This window comes from Halovulum sp. GXIMD14793, from assembly GCF_054457435.1.
The window spans coordinates 1-22820 of record NZ_JBTLNE010000060.1; the positions used below are offsets into that span (position 1 = coordinate 1).

Sequence of the window (22820 nt, forward strand, 5' to 3'; positions counted from 1 at the left end):
CTGAGAAAGCCCCAATCGTCAGACAGGTCAGCCAAATCGCAAAACCCGCAGGTCTATCAGGTGGAAATCAACAGCTGCCACAAGCGCCAGTGCCGCGCGAGCGGCTTCGTCCATGAGCCAAAACCTACACACGTTATAGTCTAAGCAAATGGCCACTATTTGAACGGCGTATATGCATTAACTACTATCGCTGCAACTACTATCGCTGCCCACCAAGAACCCGTTCAATCTGAGACAAACCTCTGGGGCCTTCATAAAGCTCAGCGCGAGAATACACGGGGTCATCCAAGGCTTCATCAACAGTGATGAAGCTCCAACCCTGAGCCCCATACCAATCAAGCAGTGTGCCTAGGTGATCCGCGTTTATCCGATTTAGGTGTATTAGCAAAATGTGGTCTACATCGCCGCCAAGTTCATCAACTGCGAGCGTTTGAAAATACGCGGTACGCTCTTGCATATGGGCAAGATAGTGCTGAGCTATGATCGCGGCGGCATCATCTTCGCCCTCTTCCAAAGCCTTCATGTAGTCGGCGTTGAACCGCCATTCATCGTTGTCGATAGTTACCGGAACATTGCGATACCCGAGATCAGCCAAGACTTGCATCGCAGCATCTCGTTTGGCAGCGGTTTCACCCTGGCGTAGATAAGGAAAACGGTAGTATTTCGGCCCATTTATCCATTCAGCCAAAGCTTCATCTGTCCGCAGAGTTTCAAGATGAAAGTCGTCAGCAGTTAGATTTCCGTAGTCAGGATGGGACCAGCTATGGTTTCCAATTGCATGACCCGCATCGGCGAAAACCTGAAGCGCTGGACGTGTTTCCGGACTAATATTTTGCCCGATCACAAACCCGGTGGCCACGATACCATGTTGCCGGAGAGCGGATGTGATGCTCTCGGCATATCGCAGGCCGTCTACTGGGCTTGCGCCACCAAAAGTTACGTAAGGAAGGTCATCAACGGTTATTGCAACACGAGAGGGGCTTGTCGAAATTGGAACATCCGGGGTGTCAGAGACTGGGCTGCCATCTTCTCTGCAGGCCGCTAAAATCAAGCCAATTCCTATTAACAGGAACGATCTCCAGTTTTTCATGATCGTCCATTCTAACATGTCCGAGACCCGTTGATTTTCGATTTTTTACATTTGCACCAAGCTTGAAAGTCGGTCGCAACCAGGCAAATATCTCCGTACAGTGAACTGCCGCGCTCAGGGAGTAAACTATCTAAAGCGTTTCGAGTTTACCTTGAGACATCACATAAAATCGAAACGCGTACACCCTATAGGTTGATCACTGCGTTTCGGGGTAATCCTTTGTCTCAGGTTTATCCCGAAACGCTTTAGCACGGCACAGGAGAGGACGTGGCGGCCCAGACGAGCGCGGCCCGGGCTGGATGCACGGGTGGGCTTAATGGTCAGCACATGCGCTGTATCTAGACAGTGTTTCAGCTCGCCGTCTTCAGACTTTCCTCAATGTAAATTTCGCGCAGCCGTTTCGCGATTGGCCCCGGGGTTCCGTCGCCAATGGTCACGCCGTCGATTTCCACCACCGGACCGACAAAGGTTGAGGCGGAGGTGACAAACGCCTCTGCCGCGTCGCGGGCCTCTTCGACGGTAAAGGGGCGTTCTTCGATGCGGATCTGTGCCTCGCGGGCGAAACGCAGGATGGCGGCCCGGGTGATGCCATGCAGGATGGCATTGGACAGATCGCGGGTCACCACCGTGCCATCGGATTTGACGATATAGGCGTTGTTCGAGGTGCCCTCTGTCACGAACCCGTCCTCGACCAGCCAGGCATCATCGGCCCCGGTCTTTTTCGCCGCCATCTTGCACATGGACGGGGCAAGCAGTTGCACCGTCTTGATATCGCGCCGCGCCCAGCGGATATCGGGCATGGTAATCACCTTAAGCCCTTTGGTCGCGACCGGGCTGTCGATGACCGGTTTCGCCTGCGTGAACAGCACCAGCCCCGGCGTGGCATTTTCCGGAAATACGAAATCCCGGTCGGCAGCCCCGCGTGTGACCTGCAGATAGATCATACCTTCGGTCAGTTCGTTGCGGTCGATCAGTTCACGGTGGATCGCCTCCAACTCTTCATCCGAACACGGCGGCGTCATCTCCAACTCGGACATCGACCGGTTCAGCCGGGTCATATGCGCGGGATAGTCGATCAGCTTGCGGTCAATCACCGAGGTGACCTCATAAACCGCATCCGCCATCAGAAACCCACGGTCGAAGACCGAGATTTTTGCGTCTTCTTCGGGCAGATAGTCACCATTCACATAGACGATGCGGCTCATGTATTTGTCCTCAGCACGAAATGGCATGGCGAAACCTCGTCATATTCTGACGGGGCCGGGTCACAATCCAACGGGAAAACCGGCGAAGGGATGGGTTTGAAGTTCAGGTCGCCTTCGATCTTGCGCTGACGCGGATCGGCAACGGGCACTGCGGATAGCAGAGATTTGGTGTAATCGTGGCGCGGATCCTCAAAGATCGCGGCGCGCGGCCCGATCTCGACAATGCGACCCAGATACATCACTGCCGTGCGATGGCTGACCCGTTCGACCACTGCCATATCGTGGCTGATAAACAGAAAGGAAATCCCCATTTCGGCCTGAAGGTTCAGCATCAGGTTCAGCACCTGCGCCTGGATTGAAACATCCAGCGCCGAAACCGCTTCATCCGCGACAATCAGCTTGGGGCTAAGCGCAAGGGCGCGCGCGATTGCCACGCGCTGGCGTTGACCGCCAGACAATTCATGCGGATAGCGCCGCATGAAGCTGCGCGGCAGCTCCACCTTGTCGAACAGTTGTGCGACCTGGTCTTCCAGGTCCGCGCCCTTTGCAATGTCATAGTTCTTCATCGGCTCAGCAACCTGGTCAGACAGCCGAATCCTGGGATCAAGGCTGCTGAACGGGTCCTGGAACACCATCTGGATATCCTGCCGGGCCTGATGCAGTTCTTTCAGATCCATCGCCATGACGTCTTTGCCGTCCAGCATGATGCTGCCCGACTGAGGTTCGACCAGACGCATGATCGACCGGCCTGCCGTCGACTTGCCGCAACCGGATTCGCCGACCAGCGACAGGGTTTCTCCGACCCCCATGTTGAACGATACATCCTCAACCGCATGCACATTTGAGATATGCCGCCGGAAAAAGCCGCCCTTGACCGGGAAGCGCGTGGTCAGATTTTTGACCTCCAGCAACGCTTCATCGGTGCGCGCGGCAGGAGGCGTGGCTTCGATCTTGGGCTCGCCGGGAATATGGAACGGCTCTGGTGCGGTCTTGCCTTTCATCGACCCCAGACGCGGGACCGAGGCCAAAAGCGCCTGTGTATATTCGTGCTGAGGGTTTTCAAAAATCTGTTCGACAGGGCCTTCCTCAAGCTTGTTGCCCCGATACATGACGACAACGCGGTCAGCGACCTGGGCGACCACCGCCATGTCATGAGTGATGAACAGAACGGCCGTGCCGACCTCTTTCTTAAGCCGGTTGATCAGCGCAAGGATTTCGGCCTGAATGGTGACATCCAGCGCGGTCGTCGGCTCATCAGCGATCAGCAATTTTGGCTCACAAGCCAGCGCCATTGCGATCATCACGCGCTGACGCATCCCGCCGGACAGCTCATGCGGATATTGCTTCAGGCGGCGCTCTGGCTCCGGGATACGGACCTGTTTCATCAGTTCCAGCGCACGGGCGCGCGCGGCGGATTTCGACATACCTTTGTGAACTCGCAGCCCTTCGGTCAGCTGACGTTCGATGGTGAACACCGGGTTGAGGGCGCTGATCGGCTCCTGAAAGATCATCGCAATGTCATTGCCGCGAATGGCGCGCATCTTGCGATGGTCCTGCTGGCCCAAAGACAGGACGCCCGTGTCGCCGTCACGTCGCAGTTCCATGGTGCCGTTGGTGATCTTGCCGCCGCCGAATTCGACCAGCCGCATCATTGCCAGTGAACTGACCGATTTGCCCGAGCCGCTTTCGCCGACGATGCACACAGTTTCGCCCGGCTTGATATCGAACGAGACATCTTCCACGCCAACGACTGTGCCGTCATTGGTCTCAAACTCGACCCGAAGGTTATCAACCTTCACCAGCGGATCATCCAGCATATCTATACTCCCCAAGAACTTTTGGCACAGACTAAACTGCCGTGCCCGGACTTGAAACCGGCAAATCCGACACCGCCGCGCCTGTAGGGTGGGTTTAAACCCACCCTACCCCCACAGCGCTGGTTGCGACGGATGCGCACCCGCCTCATCATAATGCAGCGGTGGCTCGCGGTCCTTTGCCAACAGCAGAGGGCCATCTAGGTCAACCACCTCAGCACCTTGTGCCACCAGCAGCGCAGGGGCCATTGCCAGCGACGACCCAACCATGCACCCGACCATTACCTGATATCCTTCGGCGCGCGCGGCATCCCGCAATTTCAGCGCTTCCGTCAGGCCACCGGTCTTATCCAGCTTGATATTGACCATGTCATACTTACCCGCCAGCCCGGCCAGTGACGCCCTGTCATGACAAGCCTCATCCGCGCAGACCGGCAGCGGTCGGTCCATGTCTGCCAATGCCGCATCCGCACCCGCTGGAAGGGGTTGTTCCACCATCGCGACCCCCAGGCTCACCAGCACCGGGGACAGTTTGGCATAGGTTGCAGCATCCCAGCCTTCATTCGCATCAACAATGATCCGCGCCTCAGGCGCACCTGCCCGAACGGCCTCTATCCGGGGGATATCCTCCGCCCCGCCGCCAAGCTTGGTCTTTAGCAAAGGGCGGTGCGCATGTTTGGCTGCCTGTGCCTGTATTTTCTCAGGCGTATCCAGCGAGAGGGTATAAGCGGTGATCATCGGTTTTGGCGCGTCCAAGCCGGCCAGTTGCCAGACCGGCTGCCCGGTGGCTTTCGCCTGCCAATCCCACAAAGCGCAATCGACCGCGTTGCGTGCCGCCCCCGGCGGCAGGGCAGATTGCAGGGCATCCCGTCCGATGTCTTGGGGCAGTCCTTCAATCTGGGCTCGCACGCTTTCAAGCGTCTCGCCATAACGGGCGTAAGGCACGCATTCGCCGCGCCCCGTCACACCATCACGCGTCACGGTCACTGTCAGAACCTTCGCCTCGGTTCGGGACCCGCGGGATATGGTAAACACCTCGGCCAGCGGAAAGATATCAGCGGTTACGCGGATCATGCCAGCGCATCCACAAGCTTGCCCGCACCATAGCGGAACGGATCCGTGGCGGGCAGGCCCATCTGTGCTTCGAGCTCAGCCAGATAATCCTCGGCCGCCGCCTCTTCCATCGCCTTTGTATTGACCGAGATCGCCACACTGCGCGCATCAGGATTGACCACATGCGCCAGCTTTTCACCGACATCCCGCAATTGATCGAGTGAGGGTAGCGCATAACCGGGCAGGCCGCGCATATGGGTGCGCGTCGGCTCATGGCACAGGATCAGGGCATCGGGTGCGCCGCCGTGAATAAGTGCCATCGTAACGCCGGAATAGGAAGGATGGAACAAACTGCCTTGCCCTTCGATCAGGTCCCAATGATCCGGCTCATTGTCCGGTGTCAGCCATTCCACCGAACCGGCCATAAAATCCGCCACAACCGCATCGAGCGGCACGCCCGAGCCTGTGATCAAAATCCCGGTCTGCCCGGTGGCCCGGAAGGTGGCCTTAATCCCCCGGGTCAGCATCTCGCGCTCCATAGCAATCGCAGTATACATCTTGCCAACAGAACAATCCGTGCCGATCGCCAGACAGCGCTTACCGGTTCGCTTTTCCCCATTGGCAATAGGGTACACCATATGCGGCACCCGCACGTCATGTAAAAGCCGCCCTTCTGTCCGGGCCAACTCTGCCAGATCCGGTTCGTCCCGCAGCAGATTATGCAGCCCTGATGCAATATCCATTCCCGCTTTCAACGCATCTTTCAGCACCTGCTTCCACACCGGAGAAATCACGCCACCCCGATTGGCCACCCCGATCACCAGCGTCCGCGCGCCGGATGCAACGGCCTGCTCTATCGTCATCTCCTGCAAACCCATATTCGCATTGCAGTCTGGCAAACGAAGCTGCCCGACGCAGAAATTCGGTCGCCAGTCCTTGATCCCCTGAGCCACTTTGGCCGCGAGTGGGTCAGGCGCATCGCCAAGAAACAAAAGATACGGAGTATTGATCATAATCAGGCCCTCAGGGTGAGTCGTTAGGCACAGCCTAGCGAAGGTTTCCTGCAGTACCAGAGGTTTTTACGCGGCATCACAATGCGATATCGCAGTCTATCGCAAAGTTTGACCCGCCTTTCTATCATTTGGCAGATCATATGATAGACTCTGTGTTGTTTAGCTGGCACAAAGCAGATCCTTAAACCGCTATCTGACCGATTTCGTTGGCGATCCCAATTTTTGAGCTGCAAGCTCAACCTACAACGCCAACGCGGACTACACGTATAATCCGTTTGCGGTCGAATTCCCGAGATAACCTATACGGCCTTAACCCGTGCTAAAGCGTTTCGAGTTTACCTTGAGACATCACATAAAATCGAAACGCGTACACCATATAGGCTTATCACTGCGTTTCAGGATAATCTTTTGTCTCAGGTTTATCCCGAAACGCTTTAATGCCGACACCCAGGCTCGCCAACGCAGCCCAATAGTCAGGATAGGTCTTTCCGGTGCAGGCGGGGTCGAGAATGGTGATCCCGCCGACTTTCAGACCAGCCAGGGCGAAACTCATCGCGATACGATGATCTGCATAGGTTTCAATCCGGGCAGGCAATGTCTGCCCCCCAAGCGAAGGATCGCCGTGAACCAGCAGATCGTCACCGTCTTCTTCGGCAAGGCCGGGCCGGATTCTGTTTAGTTCGGTGGCCACAGCGCGGATACGATCACATTCCTTAACCCGCAGATTTTCAATGCCAGTGAACCGAACCGGGGTGGTGTTGAATGCCGCCAGTACCGCCAGCGTCGGCACGGCATCCTGCATCTGCGCACCGTTAATGATAGCGGGCAGGTTGGGAAAGCTGCTCATCACCGCATGGGCCGCAGCGTCGGGCTGGGTAAAGCGAGAAACTGGAATGCCCGGGTCGATCTCTCCACCGGTTAGTTTCTCGGCCGCCCAAAGATACGTCGCTGCCGAGGCATCGGGCTCAACAGCAATATCCGCAGCCTGATAACCGGTGGGTGCAACCTGCCAGGCACCAGGTCCGGCCTCCATAATGATCGCGCCAAACCTGACCATGGCCGCAAGGGTTAGCTCCACATAACCACGAGCCCCGATCTGCGCGCCCGTCAGGGCTACGGTCACCGGTGCAGGCATGCGTGCTGCCAGCATCAACAAGGCAGAAACATACTGGCTGGACAATCCGCCATCAATCTCGATACGGGGGGATGACATATGAAAGTCGCTAAAGCCACTTGTACCCTTCAGGGTAACCGGGGGGCAGCCATTGGTGTCTTCGATATCGATCTGAAGTGATTTTAGTGCCTGTACCAAGGGCGCAATCGGGCGCTGGCGCATCTCCTCATCACCGTCGATGGTAACCGGGCCGTCCGCCAGTGCGGCGGCTGCCGTTAAAAATCGCGTTGCGGTTCCGGCATTCCCCAGCATCAGCGGCTCTGAAGGGGCCGTCAGGCTGCCGGTCGATGTGACGGTGAAACTGGTGGCGTCAGGCTCGTCCACCTGCACGCCCATCTGTCGCAGAGCTGCCGCCATCAGCTCGGTGTCCCGGGATTTCAGCGCGCCGGAAATATGGCTGGTGCCTTGGGCCAATGCTGCCAATAGCAACACTCTATTGGTGATGGATTTTGAGCCTGGCAATGTCACAGCGCCCCGCAGCGGGGCTGACACAGGCTGAATGGTCAGCGCATCCATATCCTGAACTTTATCGAGGTCTATCATCGTGCCGCTCCTTCAAGATGCCTTTTGTCAGAGACAATTGAAAAGCGCAATTAATCGGTAAGCACGCACCGTGTTTGCTGTCGATGGTGGGTTATCACCCACCCTACGCCGGGGCGACGCTTTGTGTAGGGTGGGTGATAACCCACCACGGACCACCGGACGGGGTCAGTGCACAGAAACCGGTTGAAACTCATTCATTCGGGCTAGCGTGAATGCGCGTTTTCGGTCGTCCACCACGGCAAGAATATCACCACTGGCATCATGCACGGAATAGGCATGACTGCGTCCATCCATATGCTGACGAAACTCTTCGGGCAGATCCTCGGCTCTGACTGAGCGCACATAGGCAATCGGCGCGCCTCCCTTGGTCTTACAGGATGGATAATCCATTGGGCTTACCCCTTGTTGATCCGGATTGTACGCACAACGGTTTCCGGCTGCTGACGTTTCAGGTCGATATGCAGCAGCCCGTTCTCAAGCTGCGCGCCATCAACCTCAACCCCGTCGGCCAGGACGAAGCTTTTCTGAAACTGCCGTGCTGCGATGCCGCGATGCAGGAAAATCCGATCCGCGTCATCCTCTGCCTGCCGACCGCGCACCACAAGTTGCGCGTCTTCCAGCGTGATATCCAGGTCACTTTCGGCAAACCCGGCCACCGCAAGCGTGATGCGATAGGCGTGATCGCCCTTTTGTTCAATGTTGAACGGGGGGTATCCTTCGTTCCCGGATTTCGCTGTCCGCTCCATTAGGCGGTCAAGCTGTTCGAAACCCAGAAGATAGGGATGAGAGGCAAAACTCACCTTGGTCATGTCTTTTGATCGTCCTTCGTCAAGCAACTTTCGCAGAAAGGCCCCATTACGGCGACCTTTCCGCTTGAAAACATGGGGGCTGAAAGGCGACAATACAAGGGTTCTAGCCGGGACCTTGCCAGAATGACCGATCTTCCGAAGATGGACCACGAAGAGGTGGTCAAGGTGCGCCTGACCGCGCTAAGTGCTGTTCATCGGGAGTTGGACGAGCAGATCAAAGCCCTGGAAGAAGATGGGTGCTCTGACATGCTGTTGCTGCGGCGCCTGAAGAAACGCAAACTAGGGCTAAAAGACCAGATCGCCCGGCTTGAGGATGAACTGAACCCTGACATCATTGCCTGAGGGGGCCCATGACCCGAAAACTCAAAACCTCCGTCGCCGACATGGTCGCGGCTGCCCGCAGCCGGATCAAGGAGTTATCTGCCGTCGAAACAATCGCGCTGCTGGATGATCCCGATACGGTGATCGTCGATTTGCGCGACATCCGCGAGCGTCAGCGTGAAGGGGCCATTCCCGGCGCTTTTCACTGTCCGCGTGGCATGCTGGAATTCTGGATCGATCCTGACAGCCCTTATTATAAAGACATCTTTGACCACGACGCCAAATTCGTTCTGCATTGCGCGGCTGGCTGGCGGTCTGCGCTGGCGGCGGACACGATGCAAAGCATGGGTTTTGACAAGGTTGCGCATATCGACGGCGGCTTCAAAGCTTGGAGAGATGCGGATGGACCGATTGAACCTTTGGCGAAGGGGCCGGCATGAATGATCCGTTGATTGGTATTGTCATGGGCTCACAATCGGACTGGCCGACGATGAAACTGGCTGCCGATATCCTAGATGAGTTGGGTGTCGGGTATGAGACCAAGATCGTCTCGGCCCACCGGACGCCAGACCGGATGTTCGCCTATGCTGAGACGGCGGTGGATCGGGGCTTGCGCGCGATCATTGCAGGTGCAGGCGGTGCCGCGCATCTGCCAGGAATGCTGGCCGCGAAAACCCGGGTACCGGTGCTGGGCGTGCCGGTTCAGTCGGCGGCCCTGTCCGGTGTCGACAGCCTTTATTCCATCGTGCAAATGCCCAAGGGTGTTCCGGTTGCCACCTTTGCCATTGGCGAGGCTGGGGCTGCGAATGCCGGGCTTTATGCTGCGGCGATGCTGGCCACCACCGATGCAGCACTAGCCGACCGTCTGGACACCTGGCGCGCCACGCAGACCGCTGCCGTTGCTGAGGACCCACGGGATGAATAAAGCTCTGCCGCCGGGCAGTTCCATCGGCATTCTTGGCGGCGGACAGTTGGGCCGAATGCTGAGCCTGGCCGCCGCCCGTCTGGGCCTGCGGTGCCACATCTATGAACCCGGTGCAAATCCTCCTGCGGGGCAGGTCTGCGACCAACTGACCACAGCCAGCTATGATGATATCGCTGCGCTTGAGGCCTTTGCCCGCTCCGTCGATGTGGTGACATATGAGTTCGAGAATATTCCAACCTCAGCACTTGATGCCATTGAGGCTATCGTGCCGATCCGGCCGGGCCAGAGCGCATTGGCCGCATCACAGGACCGGGCTGCGGAAAAATCCTTTCTGGCCGACATTGGCCTGACCACCGCGCCCTTTGCGAAAGTTGATTGCGAACGCGACTTGGTCGAAGTGCTGACACAAATCGGCACCCCTGCCATCCTGAAGACCCGGCGCTTTGGCTACGACGGCAAAGGTCAGGTGCGGATCATGCCTGACACCGATGCCGCCTCGGCCTGGCAGGCCATTGGCGAAGCGCCCTCTGTGCTGGAGGGATTTGTCGATTTCAGCCGCGAAGTCTCGGTCATCGGGGCGCGCGGTCTGTCAGGCGATGTCGTCTGTTTTGATCCCGGTGAAAATGTTCACCGGGACGGGATCCTGCACACAACCACAGTGCCCGCAGCATTGACCGCCGGTCAGGCGCAGGATGCCGTTTTACTGACAGGGCGTATCCTGAATGCACTGGACTATGTCGGCGTGTTGGGGGTGGAGTTATTCGTCACCCAAACAGGCCTGATCGTGAATGAAATTGCCCCGCGCGTGCACAATTCAGGGCATTGGACGCAGAACGGGTGTGTGATTGACCAGTTCGAACAGCACATTCGCGCGATTGCGGGCTGGTCGCTGGGCGACGGGGCACGCCATTCGGATGCTGTGATGACAAATCTGATCGGAAACGATGTTGACGCCTGGCAGAACCTTGACGGTGCCTTGCATCTTTACGGAAAGGCCGAGGCCAGGCCGGGGCGCAAGATGGGGCATATCACCCGTATCGCGCACCGGCGGGATTGATCAGCCTTCGTAACCCTGACGGGCGGCGTTGGCCTTGGCGTCCTTCGGTGCTTTGTAACCTTCGGTGGATGCACCGATGATCTGACCGTTAGAGGCCCGGCGACGCCAGCGGTTCTCGCCACGCTTGTCCTTGTAGAACTCCCACTTATCGGTGGGGTTCGGACCGCGCTTCATGTTCTTTTCGCAATCCGCCTTAGACTTGTAGCCCTCGGAAGAGGCGCCAACAATCTGGCCATTCGTGGCCTTGCGCCGCCAGCGAAATTCGCCGCGTTTGTCTTTGTAGACTTCGAACTTGTCGTCTTCTCCAGCCATGAATCTCTGATCCCTGATATGCCGGTTGCCACCGGTCGTTAGAACTGTTGCAGCCCCGCACCGGCTACGGGCAGCAGTTTGGCAAAAAAAAAATCAATGACGCAAGCTTTCCTTTCGGGAACAGCCGGGATTTGTTGCAGATTGGCGGCGGCGCGCCAATCCCGATGCACAGAGGTCACAGGTTCGGGGTTGCGTCCGGACGCCCCCTGCCGCAAGGCTGTTGCTATGTCTGCGCCTCCTCGCCTTGCTGTTCGTGCTGTTATCCTCAAGCAAGATCGGCTGCTGATCGTGAATGCTTATTCCGACAGCCAAAGCGACTTGTGGTGCCTGCCTGGCGGCGGGGTAGAGCGGGGGACCTCCCTGCCAGACAACCTGAAACGAGAGGTTTACGAGGAAACCGGGCTGCATATCGCCGTCGGCCATATGCTTGGCGCCAATGAGTTTCACAATCCTGCCGACGGCTTTCATCAGGTTGACCTCTACTTCGCGTCAACCATCCTGTCCGGGACGCTGTCCTCTGATTGGACCGATCCAGAAGGTGTCGTCACCCAGCGCCGTTTTGTAACGTAGGCGGAACTGGCGGAGCTGCGCTTCAAGCCTGACAGCCCGCCGCAAATGGCATTCCCGCCTGCGGGGCCAGCAATTTACGATCCACTGGAACACTTGATCCGCTGACCGGCCATCGGCGGTTTGCCGAGCATCGGCCGCTTGCAGGAGATTGCCGCGCGCGCGGCCAATCTGTCATGTTATGGTTTGGCCAAGACGGACCGGATCGGGAGTTGAATGTGATCGCCACATTCCTGCGTATCGCCACCTTGTGCCTGACACTTACCGCATGTGGTGGTGCGCCCGACACGCCGGTCGTTGCGCTTTATCCCAACGAGACACCTGAGCTGCGTCAACAAATTGTTGCGGCGGCGCGGCGCTACGATGTGCCGGTCTCGCTCGTCCAAAAAGTCATCGTGCGCGAAAGCACGCATCGGCCAGAGGCACGAAACGGACCCTATATGGGGCTGATGCAGATTCATCCCAATACCGCTCGCGGCATGGGCTACGAAGGCCCACCCGAGGGTTTGCTTGATGCAGAGACCAACCTTAACTACGCCGTCAAATATCTACGCGGTGCCTGGCTTGTCTCGGGCGGGAATGAGGATGAGGCAGTGAAGTGGTACGCGCGCGGGTATTATTACGAGGCTAAGCGGCTGGGTCTGCTGGAAGAAACCGGACTGCGCTAAGCAAACTTATGTGATCGGTCCAGCCGGCGTCGTATCACCTCGGCGATACACAGGCTGGATATCCAGCACGCCCAGGACGTGAAGGGGTAGAGAACCGAGAACAGCACCCCAAGAACCATCCCAAGCGGCAGGATCAAGCACAGCGTGATTGCAGCGCAAGTCAGGCCATAGCTGCGCCAGATCCAAATTCGGTGCGCCGCAAAGTCTCGCATCACCGCTTTTCGCCAGGCGATCAGCGTGACCGCCAACCATAGTACTGCCAGCAGTCCAAACCCCGCTTGTGCAACTGGACCTGCTTCAGAATATGGGGCGATCGCCAGGCCGCCGATGCCGCCAAGAAGGCATGCGAAAACGTATATGCGACCCGCAAGCCGGTGCCAGTTGCTGCGTCGGGTGCGCGGCAGAAACTGCCAAACGCCGATTGCAAGTGCGACGGAGCCTCCGGCGACATGCATTAAAGCGTTTCGGGATAAACCTGAGACAAAAGATTACCCTGAAACGCAGTGATAAGCCTATATGGCGTAAGCGTTTCGATTTTATGTAATGTCTCAAGGTAAATGCGAAACGCTTTAGAAACAGGACAGGTCGGTCCGCCAATTGGGAAACCATGATCGGCGGGGCCAGCCTGCTTCCGATGACGAAGTAGTGCAGACTGAATAGCGAAACGCCCATAGCCAGAGTTGTTAGGATCAGGAATGGAAGTGTCTTGATCTGTATGTCATGCCCCAATCTTGACATTGTAAAGATATGCCAGCGAATATTGACGGTGTCAAGATAGACGTGCAGACTCTGCTTTCAAGAAGGACAAAGTCTTGAGTAAAGAAGAAAAATCTCCCTACCATCACGGCAACCTGCGCAAGGCTATGCTGCGCGCCGCCGCTACCATCATAACAGAAAGCGGTCTATCCGCGCTGACGCTTCGGGCATGTGCACGGGTGGCCGGGGTATCTCATGCAGCGCCAGCGCATCATTTTGGCGACCTGCGCGGGCTGCTCACTGCGCTTTCGACGCAGAGCTTCAAGATGCTGGGTGATCAAACAGAGGCCTTACGCATCGAACACAAGGACAAGCCTGACAAAGCGTTTGGAGCACTTGGACGTATCTATGTGCAATTTGCACAGCAGCATCCGGACCGGTTTCGTCTTATGATGCGCTGCGATATTGTTGACTACTCCGATTCAAGGTTCAAAGCTGCGGCGACGCGGTGCTTCAAGTCTATGACCAACATCATTGCGCTGGCCAGCGGCCATGCGCCCGTGGTCTTGCAGGAATTGACGGGAAAGGGCGGAGACGGTCAACTGGCAAGGGATGTCGTAATGACCTGGAGCCTGATCCATGGCTTTGCCCACCTCCGGATCGAAGGGAACTTCGACCCCTTTGCCCCAAACATAGGCGGACAAAAGTTTGATGACTTGACCTGGGATGACATAGGGCGCCGCATCGGCGAACTTATCCTAAAGCCCAAGACAGGCAGCCAACCTTCATCGGATTGATCGTGCACGCAACGTGTAAAATCAGATATTGGCTGGCAAGAATTCAACTTAGTCGCATCTGAACATGTTATCCCGCCCCTTGCGCAGTACCTTGCCCCGTGATTTACCAAAAAGCAAAGAACCCACGAGGAGCCGCATGGAAAAGTTCACAAATTTGACTGGTGTTGCTGCACCGTTGCCCATCATCAATGTCGATACTGACATGATCATCCCCAAGCAGTTCCTTAAGACCATCAAACGAACAGGTCTTGGAAAGAACCTGTTTGATGAGATGCGTTATGACGATGATGGCAACGAAATTCCTGACTTCGTGCTGAACAAACCAGCCTATCGCGAGGCGCAAATACTGGTCGCGGGCGACAATTTCGGGTGTGGGTCCAGCCGTGAACATGCGCCGTGGGCGCTGCTTGATTTTGGCATCCGCTGTGTCATTGCGCCCTCATTTGCGGATATTTTTTACAACAACTGTTTCAAAAACGGCATCTTACCTATTGTACTGCCCCAGGAAGACGTAGACAAACTGATGGAAGACGCCCAACGGGGGGCAAATGCACGTCTAAGTATCGACTTGGAAAACCAAGTGATTTCGGGGCCAGATGGTGGTTCCATTTCTTTTGAGGTCGATGCTTTCAAAAAGGAATGCTTGTTGGGTGGACTCGACGATATCGGTCTAACTCTGAAAAACGAAGAAAAGATCGACGGATTTGAGAAATCTTACGCAGAATCGACACCCTGGCTATAGCGCGCGGTCCAATCTGACGGACCGTCGAAGCGGAGGAGGCGACTCTTGATTACACGTTTGGTAGGGGCACTTATACGGGCCTTGCTTGTCGTTGTGGTAATCGCAGCACCATCAATGCTGCTGCCGAATGCCTCGGATGCAAGCCGTGAGATTTCCCTGATTGTTGCCGGTGTCGCTGCGGCCTTTACGCTATTCGAATACGCCTCGACCCATCCCGGCCTGATCGATTTCCGCTTTGCTCCGCCCTATAATCGCGTGCGCTTTGTGGCTTTTGCAGCACAGATATTTATTCTGACTTTCCTGTGCCGGGCGTTTGATGACCCGAATGCGGATGCGTTTTCCCGCTCGTTGCTGGGACTGGCGGATCAAGCTATCGCACTGCTGGATTTCCCGCTTAGCCCGGTCAACGTTGCCGCAACCATGATCGGGGCCGGCGAGAACACAGACTTCGTTCTTCAGTTAAAGCGCGCTGCCGGCCTGAGCTTTCTGATCACGTTCTGCTCACTGGTCGCCTTTGCGTTGATCCTGTGGTTCTTCCGCTGGCCGGTGGGACGGCGGGATTTCAACCTCTGGATCAACTTGCCCACCTTCGAGCCTGGCTATGGCCGCGACGTGGAACGCCGGTTGTCGCGCGATGGGCTGACCAACCTTCTGGCCGGAATTGCGTTTCTGTTCCTGCTGCCGGTTCTGCTATCGCGGGCCAGCGGCTGGTTTGACCCCTCGGTGCTGTCGAATTACCAACCGCTGGTCTGGGGCGTGACCTTGTGGGCGTTTTTCTCGGGCTCTTTGGTGATCCGTGGTGCCGCCATCCTGAAGGTCGCCTATCTGGTCAAGCGGTCGCGGGGCTAGGATGCGCCTGGCGGTCGCAGCCTGGTTGCTGCTGACCGGGCCGCTTTGGGCCGATACGATCCGCGTTGCCACCTTCAACGCCAGCCTGTCGCGCAAAGAGGCGGGTCTGCTGGTCGCTGACCTGCTGAAAGGTGATGACCCGCAGATTGCAAAGGTCGCGGCCATTCTGCGCCAAACCCGCCCGGATATCCTGCTGATCAATGAAATCGACTACGACGCAACCGAACAGGCACTGACCCTGTTCAAGGACGCGCTGCGTCAGGATGGCCCCGGCGGTCCCGGCCTTGACTACCCGCATCACTTCACCGCCCCGGTCAATACGGGCGTGCCAAGCGGCGTTGATCTGGATGGCGATGGGCGCAAGGCGGGGCCTGGGGATGGCTTTGGCTTTGGTTTTTTCTCTGGCCAGTACGGCATGGCAGTGCTCAGCCGCTATCCGCTGGGACCAACGCGGACCTTCCATAATCTGCTGTGGCAGAACTTTCCGGACTCATTTCTGCCCGTGAACCCCGATGGCACGCCATTCCCTTCGGCTGAGGCGCGTTCGGTGATGCGCCTATCCTCCAAATCGCATTGGGACATCACGGTTGAAACACCAGACGGCCCCCTGCACATCCTTGCCAGCCATCCCACCCCACCGGTCTTTGATGGGCCAGAGGATCGAAACGGCCGCCGAAATCACGATGAGATCATCTTCTGGCACCGCTATCTGGGTGGTCAGACCATAGCATCGGATCAAGGGCCACATCGCTTCGACGGGCCGCATTTCGTTCTGCTTGGTAATCTTAACGCCGATCCAAATGATGGCGATGGCCGCCGCGAGGCGATCACGATGCTTCTCAACCACCCGCGCCTCACAGACCCCCGCCCAAGCAGCACAGGCGCGATTGAGGCCGCCACCGGCCCGGTCAACGCGGCACATCAGGGCGACCCCGCCCTCGATACCGCCGATTGGAATGACACCGGTCCCGGGAACCTTCGCGTCGATTACGCCCTGCCATCCCGCAGCCTGACGACCGCGGCCTCCGGCGTCTTCTGGCCCGCTGACGATGAACCGGGGTATGACTGGCTTGATGCCTCGGACCACCGACTGGTTTGGGTAGATATCCTGCTGCCCTGAAAGGACCCCTTCGAATGATTGCCTATGTCACCGTCGGAGTTGATGATATCGCACGCGCGGAACGGTTTTACTCGGCATTTCTGCCTGCCCTTGGATACAGGCTGGAAACCTATCAGGGCGACATTGGCTACACCTTGCCCGCCCAGCCCGGACAATCCCCAGCCCCGCCGGATTTCTACGTCAAATCGCCTTTTGATGGTGGAGGAGCCTCTGCCGGAAACGGGTCGATGGTCGCGTTTGAGGCCCGCAACCAAAAGCAAGTGCGCGACCTGCACGCCGCTGCACTGGCCGCCGGTGGCACTGACGAGGGTCAGCCGGGATTTCGTGCGTCTTATGGGCCGCATTTCTATGTCGGCTATCTTCGTGACCCCCAGGGCAACAAAATTGCGGTGTTCTCCAACGATACAACCGAGCCTAGCCGAGACGGGTAAACCAACAACTGGACACAGGCGTCGCCAGGGCTACAACTTGATCTGCATCGCAAAGGACCCAATCCATGAAACTCTACCATTCCCCCGCCTCACCCTTTGTCCGCAAGGTCACAGTCACCTTGTATGAAACCGGGTTAATTGATCAGGCAGAGCTTGTTCCCGCTACAGGCACAGCTATGGATCCGGGCACGATGCCGGTGGCGCAAAACCCCTTGGGCAAAATTCCGGCGCTGGAACGCGCCAACGGGCCTGCCATCCATGACAGCCGGGTGATCTGCCGCTATCTGAATGATCGGGCGGGCACCACATTTTATCCTGATGCGCCGCGCCTTTGGGATACCCTGACGCTGGAATCCACCGCTGACGGCATCATGGAGGCCGCTGTATTGATGGTGTATGAGGCCAGATGCCGCCCCGAAGACAAGCAGTTCGATGGCTGGGTCGAGGCGCAGTGGCTTAAGATCACACGGTCCCTTGATGCCATCGAATCCCGCTGGATGGCGCATCTTGCCGGTCCGCTGGATGCAGCACAGATCGCGCTTGGATGCGCGCTCGGCTATCTCGATTTCCGCCAGCCCGACCGCGACTGGCGCAAAGCGCGTCCACAGCTTGCCGCATGGGCCGAAACCTTTGCAGCCCGGCCATCCATGCAGGCAACAAAACCGGCTTAAACCGGGTCTTTGTTGTGCAAATATGTCAGTCGGGCAGGGCTGGCATGTCCGGGCTTTTCAAAACAGTCACATCGCGGCGCGGGAACGGTATCTCGATATTCTCGCGTTTCAGCGCATCCCACAGGGCCAGATAGACATCGCCGCGCACATTGGTCAGCCCGCCCGACGGGTCTTTGATCCAGAACCGCAGGATGAAATCTATGGAACTGTCCCCAAAGCCGACAATGTGGCAAACCGGCGAGGGCACATCCACGACACGGCCCACGGTTGCTGCGGCCTCTCGCGCCAGTTTGCGCACGAAATGCGGGTCGCTGTCATAGCTGACGCCGAAATAGATATCGAGCCGCACCAGATCGCTGGAATGGGTCCAGTTGACCACCTGATTGGTGATCAGATCCTCGTTCGGGATCAGATACTCTTTCCCGTCCCGCGTGATCACCGCCACAAAACGGGCATTCAGCTCTGACACCCAGCCAAAGGTTTCGCCCAGGGAAATCACATCGCCGGGCTTGATCGATTTGTCGATCAGAACGATGACACCGGACACAAGGTTGGACACCACCTTTTGCAGACCAAAACCGATCCCCAGACCAATCGCCCCTGACAGCACCGTCAGTGAGGTCAGATTGAACCCGATGACCTGCAGCCCCACGATAACCGCAACCGTATAAAGCACCGCATGTAGCACCTTGGAGGCGAGCACCCGAAAGGACGGGGAAATATCCTTGTTTGCTTCCAGCCGTTTGTCAAAGAATCGGCTGAGCCACCGCGCAAGCATGATCAGCACGATCAGCCAGACAGCAGCGCGCAGCACAAGCAACAGCGAAATCCGCGCATCGCCAACCGAAAGCGCAATGGAGTCCAGAATGTTTCCGGCTTTTTCGGTCTGCCCCAGAACGCTTAGCGTCACAAAAGCCAGCGCGCCCCAACGAGCGACCTCTCGCAACGCCGGATTCTTGATAAACCGCGACGCAACCGCGACAAAGACCCACCCCGTAACCAGGGTCGCAAATATCCCAATCAGAAAGGATCGGCTGGGCCATGTCGCCTCCTGCATCACCAGATAGGTGACCCAACTTAGCAGTGCCAAGGTGATTCCGCGCAATCGTCGATTAATCAGCGAAAGAAAGCGAAGCTGCCGGGCATTCATTCCCTTTAAGGATCGTATCCATGCCACTACCTTGGGGCTGAGCCACAGGGCAATGAAATGCGCCACGACGACCAGCGCGATGATGATCAGCAGTTGATAGAACCGCCAAGGCTGCATCAGGCTCAGCACAAAGTCCTGGGCGTCATCAAACAGCGTCCTGATTTGTGGTGTGACGTCTTCCAAGCGCCTGCCTTTCCGGACCGCAGTATTCGCGCGCAAGGTATGGCTTGTCCAGTCGGCGCATATGCCGCGACATTTGGTGACCCCTTGCAAGACTACAGTGTCATGGACAAAGCTGCGGGCTGCGATAGGTTGCTTTGCAGGATTAAGGCTGCGAATCCGTCGCGGCAGAACAAAGAGGTTGCGACATGAAGATCGGTGCACCACGCGAAACTTTTGCTGGCGAGGCACGGGTTGCCCTGACACCGCAAAGTGCGGAACAACTGCAAAAGCTTGGCTATGATGTGTTTGTTGAGGCTGACGCAGGGGTGCAGGCCAATTTTGATGACAGCACTTATGAAGCCGCAGGTGTGACCGTCGTTCAGGGGGCCAAGGCCCTGCATGACGCGGTTGATATTGTGCTGAAGGTTCGCGCCCCCGAAGGGGCGGAGCTGGACTTGCTGCACAAGGGGCAGACGCTGATCTCGTTCCTCTGGCCCGCGCAGAACGAGGCGCTGCTGGAAACGCTTCGGGACAAGGGCGTGACCGCGCTGGCCATGGATATGGTGCCGCGTATCAGCCGTGCACAAAAGATGGACGCTTTGTCATCGATGGCCAATATCGGCGGTTACCGTGCAGTGATCGAGGCGGCGAACAATTTCGGGCGTTTCTTTACCGGTCAGGTCACCGCAGCAGGCAAGGTCCCGCCAGCAAAAATTCTGGTCGTCGGGGCCGGAGTGGCCGGTCTTGCCGCCATTGGGGCAGCCACCAGCCTGGGCGCGATCACGCTGGCCTTTGACGTGCGGCCCGAAGTGGCCGAGCAGATCGAGAGCATGGGTGCAGAATTCGTCTATCTCGATTTCGAAGAGGACAGCCAGGACAGTGCCACAACTGGCGGCTATGCTGCGCCCTCCAGCCCTGAATTTCGCGAGAAACAGCTTGAGAAGTTCCGCGAGCTGGCGCCCGAGATTGATATCGTCATCACCACCGCCCTGATCCCCGGACGCCCTGCGCCAAAGCTCTGGACCGAGGAGATGGTACAGATGATGAAACCCGGCTCTGTCATTGTTGATCTGGCGGCTGAAAAAGGTGGCAACTGCGATCTGACTGTGCCGGATGAAAAGATCGTCAGCGACAATGGCGTGACCGTCATCGGCTATACCGATCTGCCCAGCCGCATGGCAACGCAATCCTCGACCCTTTATGCCACCAACCTGCGGCATATGCTGACCGATCTGACCCCGGAAAAGGACGGTCAGCCATTCGTGAATATGGAAGATGACGTCATCCGCGGCGCCACAGTTACCAAGGACGGCGAGATCACCTTCCCGCCGCCCCCGCCAAAGGTACAGGCGATTGCCAAGGTGGAGCGCAAGAAAGAGGTCGCCAAGACCCCCGAACAGATCGCTGCTGAAGAGGCCGCCGCCTTCCGTGCCCAGACCAAATTCCAAGTTGGCCTGCTGGCGGTGGGCGGTCTGCTGATGTTGCTGGTCGGGGCCTATGCGCCCGCCAGCTTCATGCAGCATTTCATTGTTTTCGCGCTGTCCTGTTTCGTTGGGTTCCAGGTGATCTGGGGCGTCAGCCACGCGCTGCACACCCCCTTGATGGCAGTGACCAACGCGATTTCCGGGATCATCATCCTTGGCGCGTTGCTACAGATCGGCTCTGGCTCGATCATCGTGACTTTGCTGGCCGCCGTGTCGGTCCTAATTGCAACCATCAACATCGTGGGCGGCTTTATGGTCACCCGCCGCATGTTGCAGATGTTCCAGAAATCCTGAGGGGGAAATCATGAGCTACGGAATGGTCACCGCAGCCTATATTGCGGCTGCGATCCTCTTCATCCTGTCACTGGGCGGATTGTCCAATCAGGAGAGCGCTAAACGCGCCGTCTGGTACGGCATTGTCGGCATGGGTATCGCGGTGGTGTTCACCATCTTTGGCCCAGGCGTCGGTACACACTGGCTGATCTTTATTATGGTCGCAGTCGGGGCTGTGATTGGCTCTATTGTCGCCCGGCGTGTCGAAATGACGGAAATGCCGCAGCTTGTAGCGGCCCTGCACAGTTTCGTCGGTCTTGCAGCCGTGTTCATCGGCTGGAACGCTGATATCGAACTAGGCCGGATGATGGCAGCACGCGCGGATGGCACCTTGAATGAGTTGCGCAATTTTGCGGCGTTGTTGTCGCATAAATCAGCCGCGGAACTCAGCATCATGAAGGTCGAGGTGTTCCTAGGTATCTTTATTGGGGCTGTAACCTTCACCGGCTCTATCGTGGCGTTTGGCAAGCTGGCGGGCAGCATCTCGGGCAAGCCGCTGATCCTTCCGAACCGGCATCTGATAAATATCGGCGCGCTGGTCCTGTCGCTGATCTTCGGGTTCCTGTATTTCGGCGGCTTTGGTTTCTGGACCCTGATCCTTGTCGCGATCATCGCCGGTTTTATCGGCTGGCATCTGGTGATGGCCATTGGCGGCGCGGATATGCCGGTGGTGGTGTCGATGCTCAACAGCTATTCAGGCTGGGCGGCAGCGGCGATCGGCTTTACGCTGGGCAATGATCTGCTGATCGTGACCGGCGCGCTGGTCGGCTCGTCGGGCGCAATCCTGTCCTATATTATGTGCAAGGCGATGAACCGGAACTTCATCTCAGTCATTTTGGGGGGCTTTGGCGATACCACCGGCCCCGCCCAGCAGATTGAGGGTGAGCAGATCGCCATCGACGCGGATGGTGTGGCCGCAGCACTGGACGATGCCGACAGCATCGTCATCGTTCCGGGCTATGGCATGGCTGTGGCACAGGCGCAGCAATCCATCAGCGAGATGACCAAACGCCTGCGCGCCAAGGGCAAAGAGGTTCGTTTCGCCATCCACCCCGTCGCGGGTCGTCTGCCGGGACACATGAACGTGCTGCTGGCAGAAGCCCGGGTTCCTTATGATATCGTGCTGGAAATGGACGAGATCAACGAGGATTTCCCGGATACCGATGTGGTGATCGTGGTCGGCTCCAACGACATCGTGAACCCGGCTGCGCAAGAGGATCCCAATTCCCCCATTGCCGGCATGCCAGTGCTGGAGGTCTGGAAAGCCAAGCAGGTCTTCGTGTCAAAACGCGGTCAAGGCACAGGCTATTCAGGTATCGAAAACCCGTTATTCTACAAAGACAACACGCGGATGTTCTATGGAGATGCTAAGGCTTCTGTTGACGCCTTGCTTCAAAAGATCAGCTGAACTGTTAACGGCATCCTGGCTGCCAATCATTTGGCTTGCGGATAACGGAAACAGCCGACATGCTGTATGGGCAAGCTTGCAATCTGGGAAGCATTGGGGGACAGAACTATGATCCGCACAGCCACAACTGCGCTTTGCACATTTTTTCTGAGCACCGGTATAACCTTCGGCTGGACACTGGATGGTGATGCGTCTTCCATCAGCTATGTCAGCATGAAGAATGCCGAGACAGCCGAAGCCAACCTTCTGCCCGGTCTTTCAGGCACTGTGGATGACGACGGCAAAGCCCGGATCGAGATCGACCTGACTAGGGCCTGTTAACACTATTGCATAGTGCTGTTTTGTACAAAGTATCTGTTATGAATGAGATAACAGAAAGCCACTACGCGCTGATCTGCCCCTACTTACCGGTTCAGCGCGGGAATG

General features: G+C 57.4%; 25 protein-coding genes and 1 pseudogene. 15 read left to right on the forward strand and 11 right to left on the reverse strand.

Annotated features, from left to right (window positions below):
• Nucleotides 1-199: 199 nt before the first annotated feature.
• The 8 genes from ACW9UQ_RS15305 to ACW9UQ_RS15340 form a co-directional block, all read right to left on the reverse strand.
• Nucleotides 200-1108: a polysaccharide deacetylase family protein gene (locus ACW9UQ_RS15305; RefSeq protein ID WP_458931892.1), complete on the reverse strand. Its 909-nt coding sequence runs from the start codon at nucleotides 1106-1108 to the stop codon at nucleotides 200-202.
• Between the two features lie 332 nt (nucleotides 1109-1440).
• Nucleotides 1441-2295 (reverse strand): D-amino-acid transaminase, encoded by an 855-nt coding sequence (locus ACW9UQ_RS15310; protein WP_458931893.1) that lies wholly within the window; start codon nucleotides 2293-2295, stop codon nucleotides 1441-1443.
• Nucleotides 2292-4112, reverse strand: a complete 1821-nt coding sequence (locus tag ACW9UQ_RS15315; protein WP_458931894.1) for an ABC transporter ATP-binding protein — start codon at nucleotides 4110-4112, stop codon at nucleotides 2292-2294. The genes ACW9UQ_RS15310 and ACW9UQ_RS15315 overlap by 4 nt, the downstream gene beginning before the upstream one ends.
• Before the next feature lie 105 nt (nucleotides 4113-4217).
• Nucleotides 4218-5183 carry an N-acetyl-D-Glu racemase DgcA gene (gene dgcA, locus ACW9UQ_RS15320; RefSeq protein ID WP_458931895.1) on the reverse strand — a complete coding sequence of 322 codons (966 nt, stop codon included), beginning with the start codon at nucleotides 5181-5183 and terminating at the stop codon, nucleotides 4218-4220.
• Nucleotides 5180-6175 (reverse strand): N-acetyltransferase DgcN, encoded by a 996-nt coding sequence (gene dgcN / locus ACW9UQ_RS15325; RefSeq protein WP_458931896.1) that lies wholly within the window; start codon nucleotides 6173-6175, stop codon nucleotides 5180-5182. The genes dgcA and dgcN overlap by 4 nt, the downstream gene beginning before the upstream one ends.
• A 385-nt stretch (nucleotides 6176-6560) precedes the next feature.
• Complete coding sequence (gene aroA / locus ACW9UQ_RS15330; protein WP_458931897.1) at nucleotides 6561-7892, reverse strand: 3-phosphoshikimate 1-carboxyvinyltransferase; 1332 nt, start codon at nucleotides 7890-7892, stop codon at nucleotides 6561-6563.
• Between the two features lie 165 nt (nucleotides 7893-8057).
• The gene (locus ACW9UQ_RS15335) at nucleotides 8058-8282 is read right to left on the reverse strand and encodes a DUF1150 family protein (protein WP_458931898.1); all 225 of its coding nucleotides are present in this window, start codon (nucleotides 8280-8282) and stop codon (nucleotides 8058-8060) included.
• Between the two features lie 5 nt (nucleotides 8283-8287).
• Nucleotides 8288-8701, reverse strand: coding sequence for an Hsp20 family protein (locus ACW9UQ_RS15340; protein ID WP_458931899.1), 414 nt, complete (start codon nucleotides 8699-8701; stop codon nucleotides 8288-8290).
• 123 nt (nucleotides 8702-8824) lie between these two features.
• Here ACW9UQ_RS15340 and ACW9UQ_RS15345 point away from each other — a divergent pair, with 123 nt between their 5' ends.
• Genes ACW9UQ_RS15345 through ACW9UQ_RS15360 form a run of 4 tightly spaced genes read left to right on the forward strand, consistent with a single transcriptional unit; the run spans nucleotide 8825 to nucleotide 11004 of the window.
• The gene (locus ACW9UQ_RS15345; protein ID WP_458931900.1) at nucleotides 8825-9043 is read left to right on the forward strand and encodes a YdcH family protein; all 219 of its coding nucleotides are present in this window, start codon (nucleotides 8825-8827) and stop codon (nucleotides 9041-9043) included.
• An 8-nt stretch (nucleotides 9044-9051) separates the two neighbouring features.
• Nucleotides 9052-9462, forward strand: coding sequence for a rhodanese-like domain-containing protein (locus ACW9UQ_RS15350; RefSeq protein WP_458931901.1), 411 nt, complete (start codon nucleotides 9052-9054; stop codon nucleotides 9460-9462).
• Complete coding sequence (gene purE, locus ACW9UQ_RS15355) at nucleotides 9459-9947, forward strand: 5-(carboxyamino)imidazole ribonucleotide mutase (RefSeq protein ID WP_458931902.1); 489 nt, start codon at nucleotides 9459-9461, stop codon at nucleotides 9945-9947. Before ACW9UQ_RS15350 ends, purE begins: the two co-directional genes overlap by 4 nt.
• Entirely contained in the window at nucleotides 9940-11004 is a 1065-nt protein-coding gene (locus ACW9UQ_RS15360) for a 5-(carboxyamino)imidazole ribonucleotide synthase (RefSeq protein ID WP_458931903.1), read from the forward strand. The genes purE and ACW9UQ_RS15360 overlap by 8 nt, the downstream gene beginning before the upstream one ends.
• Here the strand turns inward: ACW9UQ_RS15360 and ACW9UQ_RS15365 are convergent, their stop codons facing one another.
• Nucleotides 11005-11316 (reverse strand): YegP family protein, encoded by a 312-nt coding sequence (locus tag ACW9UQ_RS15365; protein WP_458931904.1) that lies wholly within the window; start codon nucleotides 11314-11316, stop codon nucleotides 11005-11007. It abuts the gene before it with no gap.
• A 225-nt stretch (nucleotides 11317-11541) separates the two neighbouring features.
• Between ACW9UQ_RS15365 and ACW9UQ_RS15370 the strand changes: the two are divergent.
• A pseudogene (locus tag ACW9UQ_RS15370) lies at nucleotides 11542-11991 on the forward strand (NUDIX domain-containing protein).
• A 68-nt stretch (nucleotides 11992-12059) separates the two neighbouring features.
• Nucleotides 12060-12551 carry a transglycosylase SLT domain-containing protein gene (locus tag ACW9UQ_RS15375; RefSeq protein ID WP_458931905.1) on the forward strand — a complete coding sequence of 164 codons (492 nt, stop codon included), beginning with the start codon at nucleotides 12060-12062 and terminating at the stop codon, nucleotides 12549-12551.
• Here the strand turns inward: ACW9UQ_RS15375 and ACW9UQ_RS15380 are convergent.
• A complete protein-coding gene (locus ACW9UQ_RS15380) occupies nucleotides 12548-13006 on the reverse strand; it encodes a DUF2306 domain-containing protein (protein WP_458931906.1) in 459 nt (152 codons plus the stop codon). The two genes, ACW9UQ_RS15375 and ACW9UQ_RS15380, sit on opposite strands and share 4 nt — an antisense overlap.
• Before the next feature lie 357 nt (nucleotides 13007-13363).
• On the opposite strand from ACW9UQ_RS15380, the gene ACW9UQ_RS15385 reads away from it, so the two are divergent.
• The 6 genes from ACW9UQ_RS15385 to ACW9UQ_RS15410 all read left to right on the forward strand — a co-directional run bounded on the left by ACW9UQ_RS15385 (nucleotide 13364) and on the right by ACW9UQ_RS15410 (nucleotide 17857).
• Nucleotides 13364-14044 (forward strand): TetR/AcrR family transcriptional regulator, encoded by a 681-nt coding sequence (locus ACW9UQ_RS15385; protein WP_458931907.1) that lies wholly within the window; start codon nucleotides 13364-13366, stop codon nucleotides 14042-14044.
• Between the two features lie 136 nt (nucleotides 14045-14180).
• Nucleotides 14181-14786, forward strand: a complete 606-nt coding sequence (gene leuD / locus ACW9UQ_RS15390; protein ID WP_458931908.1) for a 3-isopropylmalate dehydratase small subunit — start codon at nucleotides 14181-14183, stop codon at nucleotides 14784-14786.
• Between the two features lie 45 nt (nucleotides 14787-14831).
• On the forward strand, nucleotides 14832-15635 hold the full coding sequence (locus tag ACW9UQ_RS15395; protein WP_458931909.1) for a hypothetical protein: 804 nt from the start codon (nucleotides 14832-14834) through the stop codon (nucleotides 15633-15635).
• Nucleotide 15636: 1 nt separating this feature from the next.
• Nucleotides 15637-16755: an endonuclease/exonuclease/phosphatase family protein gene (locus ACW9UQ_RS15400; RefSeq protein WP_458931910.1), complete on the forward strand. Its 1119-nt coding sequence runs from the start codon at nucleotides 15637-15639 to the stop codon at nucleotides 16753-16755.
• Nucleotides 16756-16769: 14 nt separating this feature from the next.
• Nucleotides 16770-17186, forward strand: coding sequence for a VOC family protein (locus ACW9UQ_RS15405; RefSeq protein ID WP_458931911.1), 417 nt, complete (start codon nucleotides 16770-16772; stop codon nucleotides 17184-17186).
• Between the two features lie 65 nt (nucleotides 17187-17251).
• The gene (locus ACW9UQ_RS15410) at nucleotides 17252-17857 is read left to right on the forward strand and encodes a glutathione S-transferase (protein WP_458931912.1); all 606 of its coding nucleotides are present in this window, start codon (nucleotides 17252-17254) and stop codon (nucleotides 17855-17857) included.
• A 25-nt stretch (nucleotides 17858-17882) separates the two neighbouring features.
• On the opposite strand, the gene ACW9UQ_RS15415 is transcribed toward ACW9UQ_RS15410, so the two are convergent.
• A complete protein-coding gene (locus tag ACW9UQ_RS15415) occupies nucleotides 17883-19190 on the reverse strand; it encodes a mechanosensitive ion channel family protein (RefSeq protein WP_458931913.1) in 1308 nt (435 codons plus the stop codon).
• A 185-nt stretch (nucleotides 19191-19375) separates the two neighbouring features.
• On the opposite strand from ACW9UQ_RS15415, the gene ACW9UQ_RS15420 reads away from it, so the two are divergent.
• The 3 genes from ACW9UQ_RS15420 (at nucleotide 19376) to ACW9UQ_RS15430 (ending at nucleotide 22715) form a co-directional block, all read left to right on the forward strand.
• Entirely contained in the window at nucleotides 19376-20947 is a 1572-nt protein-coding gene (locus ACW9UQ_RS15420) for a Re/Si-specific NAD(P)(+) transhydrogenase subunit alpha (RefSeq protein WP_458931914.1), read from the forward strand.
• A gap of 10 nt (nucleotides 20948-20957) precedes the next feature.
• Complete coding sequence (pntB, locus tag ACW9UQ_RS15425; RefSeq protein ID WP_458931915.1) at nucleotides 20958-22394, forward strand: Re/Si-specific NAD(P)(+) transhydrogenase subunit beta; 1437 nt, start codon at nucleotides 20958-20960, stop codon at nucleotides 22392-22394.
• Between the two features lie 108 nt (nucleotides 22395-22502).
• The gene (locus ACW9UQ_RS15430) at nucleotides 22503-22715 is read left to right on the forward strand and encodes a hypothetical protein (RefSeq protein WP_458931916.1); all 213 of its coding nucleotides are present in this window, start codon (nucleotides 22503-22505) and stop codon (nucleotides 22713-22715) included.
• Nucleotides 22716-22820 lie beyond the last annotated feature (105 nt).